The sequence below is a fragment of the Kineococcus vitellinus genome, assembly GCF_009906315.1.
Taxonomy (GTDB): domain Bacteria; phylum Actinomycetota; class Actinomycetes; order Actinomycetales; family Kineococcaceae; genus Kineococcus; species Kineococcus vitellinus.
In genome coordinates, this window is sequence record NZ_JAAALL010000252.1 from 1 (window position 1) to 6,577 (window position 6,577).

A 6,577-nucleotide genomic window follows, 5' to 3' on the forward strand; every position below is an offset into this window, starting at 1 on the left:
CCACGGCCCGGGTCCCTCCCCGGTGCCGCCCGCCCAGGACCGCCACCCCGAGCGCACCGACCCGCCGGTGCCCGTGCCCGGCGACGGCACCGACGAGCACCCGGACGACACGAGGCGGCTGCCCGCTCCCGTGCCGGACCCGCTGCCGCGCAAGCGCTTCCGAGGCCGCCACGCCGTCCTGCTGGGCGTCGTCGCCTTCCTCGTCTCGGTCGGCGGCATCTTCGTCTACGAGCAGGCGTTCGGCGAGAGCGTCGCGGCCCAGCGCCAGGACGTGAGCACGCCGGTCTCCCGGGGCATCCTCGGCGGGGAGATCACGAAGGCGCCCTCGACGCCGACGCCCACGCCGACCGCCACCGCCACGGCCACGGACAGCGCCACGGCCACCGCCACCGCCACCGCGACGGCGAGCGCCACCGGCGGCACCGGTGGGGAGCCGTCGCCGACCGGCTCGGCGCGCTCCTCCACCTCCCCGAGCTCCTCGAGCCCCACCGGCACGCGCACCGCGCAGCCGAACCAGGCCCCCCGGGACGGGACCGCGGACGAGGACGCCGCCGGGGGAGCCGCCGCGGCGGCGTCCGCGGCCGCCACCCGCAGCGCCGACGCCGCCCTGGCCGCCCCCGCCGACGCGGCCGCGGGCGACTGAGCCCCCGCGCCGCCGCGACCGGCGGCGCGGGCGGTCAGTGCCCGCGCTCGACGCCGTCGTGGCGGCGCAGCTCCTCGGGCACCAGCTCGAGCATCTCGTCGGGCAGCAGCGGCAGGTCCAGCAGGCTCAGCTTCACCCGCGAGCGGCGGCCGTGGTCGGCGGCGTCGAGGCGGATCACGTGCCCCGCGTCGCGCTCGGCGGTCACCTCCACCACCGTGCCGGGCGCCAGCTCGCCCGCGGCGATGCCGTCGACCTCCAGCACGGGCGGGCCGGACTTCTCCAGCAGCTCCAGGCGCACCGCCTCGTCGACGCCCAGCACGATGGAGCGGGCGATGCCCGACATCGGCGCCACCGGGGTGACCACGAGGGCGTCGGCGCCCGGTGAGACGACGGGCCCGCCGGCGGCGTAGCTGTAGGCCGTCGAGCCGCTGGGCGTGGCGAGCACGACGGCGTCGCCGCGCAGGTAGCCGATGCGCTGGCCGGACACCGACAGCGCCGCCGTCACGGTGCCCCGGCCGGGGGTGCGGGCCAGCGCGACGTCGTTGAAGGCCACCGCCTCGCGCACGTCCCGCCCGCCGGGGGGCACGATGCGCGCGCGCAGGCACAGGTGCGGTTCGACGGTGAAGTCCTTGGCGGCGATGCGCTCCAGCGCCGCGGGCAGCTCGCGCGGTTCCAGCTCGACGAGGAAGCCGAGGTGGCCCAGGTTCACCCCGAGCACGGGGACGTCCCGGCCCACGAGCAGCCGCAGCGCGCCGAGCATCGTGCCGTCCCCGCCCAGGCTCACGGCCGCGTCGACGGTGCGGGCGAACTCGACCTCGTCGACCGCGCCCACCCCCGCGGGCAGCCGGCCGGCGTCGGCGCGCAGGCCGACGACCTCCAGGCCGTGCGAGCTCGCCCAGGCCCGGACGAGCTCGGCCTGCTCCCTCGTGTCGCGCACGGGGTGCACGACGAGCCCCAGGCGGGCCAGCGGACGGTGCTGCACGCCGCCCACGCTAACGGCGTCGCCGGCGCCCGCCGCAGCCCCCCGCGCTCACACGCTCAGCGCGTCGGTGGCGTCGCGGCGGGCGCGGGCGCGCGGCACGACCAGCGGGGTGCCCGTCTCGGGGTCGTCGATGACGACGCAGGGCAGCCCGAAGACCTCCTCGATGAGCCCGGCGGTGACGACGTCGGCGGGTGCGCCCTGCGCCATGAGGCGGCCCTCCTTGAGGGCGACGAGGTGGGTGGCGTAGCGGCAGGCGTGGTTGAGGTCGTGCAGGACGGCGACCAGGGTGCGCTGCTGCTCCTCGTGCAGCTGCGCGCACAGGTCCAGCACCTCGATCTGGTGGGCGATGTCGAGGTAGGTCGTCGGCTCGTCCAGCAGCAGGATCGGCGTCTCCTGCGCCAGCGCCATGGCGATCCACACCCGCTGGCGCTGGCCGCCGGACAGCTCGTCGACGGTGCGGTCGGCGAGCTGGTCGACGTGGGTGGCGGCCATCGCCGCGTCCACGGCGCGCTCGTCGTCCCGGGACCACTGCCGCAGCAGCTTCTGGTGCGGGAAGCGGCCGCGGGCGACGAGGTCGGCGACGGTGATGCCGTCGGGGGCGCTGGCCGTCTGCGGCAGCAGGCCCAGGCGCCGGGCGACCTCCTTGCTCGGCAGGGACTGGATGCGCTCGCCGTCCAGGTAGACGCTGCCCGACCTGGGCTTGAGCATCCGCGCGAGCGCACGCAGCAGCGTCGACTTCCCGCAGGCGTTCGGCCCGATGATCACGGTAAAGGAGCCGTCCGGGATCTCGATGCCGAGGTCGCGGGTGATGGTGCGGGAGTCGTAGGCGAGGGTGAGGTCCTCGCCGCGCAGCCGGTGCTGGTGCGTGCTCACGGGCAGTGCCGTCCTCTGGGAGCCGGGGGTGGAGGGGTGGGGGAGCGCCGGGGTCAGCCGCGCCCGCGGCGCCACTGGGTGAGCAGCAGGTAGGCCATGTAGAGCCCGCCCACCGCACCCGTCATGACGCCGACCGGCAGCTGGGTGGGGGCGAAGACGCGCTGGGCGGCGAAGTCGCTGACCAGCAGCAGCAGCGCGCCGGTCAGCCCGGCGGCCACCAGCCCGGCCCCGACGGCGCCGGTGAGGCGGCGCGCGACCTGCGGCGCGGCCAGGGCGACGAAGGCGATCGGCCCGGCCGCCACGGCCGCCAGCGCCGTCATCGCCACGGCGACGGCCAGCACGAGCAGCCGGGTGCGGTCCACGTCGACGCCGAGCGCGCGGGCCGCGTCGTCGCCGAGGTCGAGCATCGTCAGCGAGCGCCCGGCCAGCAGCGCCACCGGCACCAGCACCGCCAGGCCCGCGCCCAGCGGCAGCGCCTGCTCCCAGCCGCGGCCGTTGAGGCTGCCCAGGATCCACACCTGCGCGGCCTGCGCCTCCTCCAGCCGGGCGCGGGTCAGCAGGTACTCGTTGGCGGCCTGCAGGACCGCGGACAGGCCGATGCCCACGAGGATGAGCCGGTAGCCCTGCACCCCGCCGCGCGCGGCCAGCAGGTAGACGAGCGCGGCGGTGAGGGCCCCGCCGGACAGGGCGCCGAGGGCGGTCGCGGTGCTGCCGCCGCCCAGCACCAGCAGCACCACGAGCGCGCCGGTGACGGCGCCGGAGGTGAAGCCGATGACGTCGGGGCTGCCCAGCGGGTTGCGGGTGACGAGCTGGAAGACCGCGCCGGCCATCCCCAGCGCCAACCCCACCAGCAGCGCCGTGACCACCCGCGGCAGCCGCAGGCCCACGACGATGAACTCGTCGGCGGGCTCGCCCCGCCCGACGAGCGTGCGCAGCACGTCGGGGACGCTCAGCGGGTAGTCGCCGGTGGCGAGGCTGAGCGCGGCCACGGCCACCAGGGCCGCGAGCAGGCCGGCGCAGACGGCCAGGCCGCGACCCTCCACGCGCACCGACAGCCCGCGCCGGCCGCGGCCGGCGCGCAGCGTGCCGCCGCGCCGCGCCGCGGCGGCCGTGCGGGGGACGGGCACCGAGGCCTGCGCCGCCGGGCCGGTCGCGAACCCGGCGCTCACAGCTGGGCCAGCCGGCGGCGGCGGACCAGGGCGACCAGGACGGGCGCCCCGAGCAGCGCGGTCACGATGCTGACCTCCAGCTCGCCGGGGCGCACGACGACCCGGCCGAGCACGTCGCCGAGCAGCAGCAGCGTGGGCGCCGCGACGCACGACAGCGGCAGCACCCAGCGCTGGTCGGGGCCGGTGAGGGCGCGCACGAGGTGCGGCACGGCGAGGCCGACGAAGGCGATGGGGCCGGCCGCGGCGGTCGCCGCCCCGCACAGCAGGGTCACCGCGAGCGCCGTGAGGACCCGGGTGCGCGTCAGGTGGGCGCCCAGGGCGCGCCCGGAGTCCTCGCCGAGCGCGAGGGCGTTGAGCGCGCGGGCCTGGGTGAGCGCCAGGGCGGTGCCGACGGCGAAGAACGGCAGCATCTGCCAGAAGACCGCCACGTCGTGGCCGGCCAGCGAGCCGACCCGCCAGAAGCGGAAGCGGTCGAAGGTCCTGGCGTCCAGCAGCACCTGCGCGCTCGTGTAGGCGTACAGGGCCGCGGAGACGGCCGTGCCGGCCAGGGCCAGGCGCACCGGCGTCGCGCCCCCGCGACCGCTCGCGCCGAGCAGGTACACCACGACGGCGACGACGGCGGCGCCGAGCATCGCCGCCCACACCAGCTGCAGCCGCGAGGTCAGCCCCAGGACGCCCACCGCGGTCACCATGGCCGCGGCCGCGCCGGAGTTGACGCCCAGCAGGCCGGGGTCGGCCAGCGGGTTGCGGGTCAGCGCCTGCATGAGCGCCCCCGACAGGCCCAGCGCCACGCCGACGACGATCCCGAGGAGGGTGCGCGGCACCCGCAGCTCGCGCACGACGAGGGCGTCCTGCGAGCCGGCCGCCCCGCCGCGCAGCGCCTCGACGACGGTGCCCAGCGGGACCTCCCGGGAGCCGACGGCCAGGCTCAGCACGGCCGCCACGACGAGCAGCGCCAGCGCCAGGAGCAGGACGGCGGGGCGGGCCAGGCGCCGGCGGCCGGTGGGCGGCCCGCCCCGGGTGGCCGGGGCGGCGGCCGGCGGCGGCGCGCTCGTGGAGGTGGGCACGCGGTGAGGTTAGCCTGTCCACCCTTGCCGGGGAACGCCCGTCCGTGTCGGTCCCCGGCCACCCGGGGACGCGCCGGGACTGCGGGAACGGGCCGGGAATGCCGATGCAGGTCCTGACGCTCGATAGGGTGTCAGCAGCGGGCGCACCACGTGCAGCCCGCGGTCGAGTGTTCAGCGCCCGCCACAGGCCGGGCGCGCAGGTCCCTCGTGCGGTCCGGCAACGGGTGCGCGGGTGCGGTCGGGCACCACGGCCACCCCTGCCCCACCGGCGGACGGCTGTGCCTGACGGCGCCGCCCGAGACCGGCAACCGACTCCGAGAGGCACTCCGTGACGTCCGCGCCCCGCGAGCCCCGCACCACTTCCACCACCCAGCGCTCCGCCGAGCGCTCCGCCGACGGCTCCGTGCCCCGTCCCCGCCGCCGTCGCCGCGGCGGCTCGGGCGCCCAGGGCACCCAGAGCACCCAGGGCACCTCGACCGGCCAGGCCGGCCGGACCCGCGAGGGCGTGCCCGCGCAGCGGCCCGCCGCCGCGCCCGCCGGGCAGGTCATCGACGACACGGCCGTCGAGGTCGTCGCCGACGAGCGCTCCTTCGCCGAGCTCGGCGTGCCCGCCCCCCTCGTGGAGGTCCTCGCCGCCCGCGGCGTCGAGCGCCCCTTCCCGATCCAGACCGCGACGCTGCCGGACTCCCTCGCCGGGCGCGACGTGCTCGGCCGCGGCCGCACCGGCAGCGGCAAGACGATCGCCTTCGCGCTGCCGCTGGTGGCGCGCCTGGCCGCCTCCGACAGCCCCCGCCGCAGCACCCGCCCCCGCTCGCTGGTGCTCGTGCCGACCCGCGAGCTGGCCAACCAGGTCGCGGCCAGCGTGACCCCGCTCGCCGCCGCCCTGGGCCTGCGCACCACCGTCGTCTTCGGCGGGGTCGGGCAGAACCCGCAGGTCAGCGCGCTGCGCGAGGGCGTCGACATCCTCATCGCCTGCCCCGGCCGGCTGGAGGACCTCGTCCGCCAGGGCCACTGCCGCCTCGACGCCGTCGAGGTCACCGTCCTCGACGAGGCCGACCACATGGCCGACCTCGGCTTCCTGCCCGGCGTCAAGCGCCTGCTGGACGCCACCCCCGCCGGCGGGCAGCGGCTGCTGTTCTCCGCGACGCTCGACAACGGCATCGACGTGCTCGTCAAGCGGTACCTGTCGCAGCCGGTGACGCACTCGGTGGACCCGGCCGTCGCGCCGGTGTCGACGATGGAGCACCACGTCCTCGAGGTCGCCGCCGACGCCAAGGGCACCCTGGTGCGGGACCTGGCCTCCGGCCAGGGGCGCACGGTGCTCTTCACCCGCACCAAGCACGGCGCCAAGAAGCTCGCCAAGCAGCTGACCGCGTCCGGCGTCCCCGCCGTCGACCTGCACGGCAACCTCAGCCAGAACGCCCGCGAGCGCAACCTCGGCGCCTTCACCGAGGGGTCCGTGCGGGTCCTGGTCGCCACCGACATCGCCGCCCGCGGCATCCACGTCGACGAGGTCGGCATCGTCGTGCACGTCGACCCCCCGACCGAGCACAAGGCCTACCTGCACCGCTCCGGGCGCACCGCGCGCGCCGGCGCCGGCGGCACCGTCGTCACCATCGCCACGCCGGACCAGCGGGCGGACGTGCGCACGCTCGCCCGCCAGGCCGGCATCAGCCCGCAGTGGACCTCCGTGGCACCGGGCGCCGACCTCGTCGGCCGCCTCGTCGGCCCGGCGGCGGCCTGGGTGGACCCCGCGTCCGCGCCGGTGCCCACCGCCCCCGCGCAGCCGCACCGGCGCCGCGACCGCGGCCACCGCGGCGGCGGCGCGCACCGGAGGCGCCGT

At 77.8% G+C, this 6,577-nt stretch carries 5 protein-coding genes and 1 pseudogene; 2 read left to right on the top strand and 4 right to left on the bottom strand.

Going from position 1 to position 6,577, the window contains the following annotated elements; translation table 11 throughout:
- Positions 1 to 643: pseudogene (locus GTQ99_RS18005) on the top strand (hypothetical protein); the annotation flags it as partial.
- Positions 644 to 677: 34 nt separating this feature from the next.
- Here GTQ99_RS18005 and GTQ99_RS18010 read toward each other — a convergent pair.
- Genes GTQ99_RS18010 through GTQ99_RS18025 form a run of 4 tightly spaced genes read right to left on the bottom strand, consistent with a single transcriptional unit; the run spans position 678 to position 4,734 of the window.
- Positions 678 to 1,625 carry an NAD(+)/NADH kinase gene (locus GTQ99_RS18010; RefSeq protein ID WP_166617104.1) on the bottom strand — a complete coding sequence of 316 codons (948 nt, stop codon included), beginning with the start codon at positions 1,623 to 1,625 and terminating at the stop codon, positions 678 to 680.
- A gap of 48 nt (positions 1,626 to 1,673) precedes the next feature.
- Positions 1,674 to 2,498, bottom strand: a complete 825-nt coding sequence (locus GTQ99_RS18015; protein WP_338075082.1) for an ABC transporter ATP-binding protein — start codon at positions 2,496 to 2,498, stop codon at positions 1,674 to 1,676.
- 53 nt (positions 2,499 to 2,551) lie between these two features.
- Positions 2,552 to 3,667, bottom strand: coding sequence for a FecCD family ABC transporter permease (locus GTQ99_RS18020; RefSeq protein WP_338075083.1), 1,116 nt, complete (start codon positions 3,665 to 3,667; stop codon positions 2,552 to 2,554).
- A complete protein-coding gene (locus tag GTQ99_RS18025) occupies positions 3,664 to 4,734 on the bottom strand; it encodes an iron chelate uptake ABC transporter family permease subunit (RefSeq protein WP_166617105.1) in 1,071 nt (356 codons plus the stop codon). The genes GTQ99_RS18020 and GTQ99_RS18025 overlap by 4 nt, the downstream gene beginning before the upstream one ends.
- A gap of 328 nt (positions 4,735 to 5,062) precedes the next feature.
- Between GTQ99_RS18025 and GTQ99_RS27140 the strand changes: the two genes are divergently transcribed.
- Positions 5,063 to 6,577, top strand: a 1,515-nt coding sequence (locus GTQ99_RS27140; RefSeq protein ID WP_338075084.1) for a DEAD/DEAH box helicase, incomplete at its 3' end; no start/stop codon positions are given.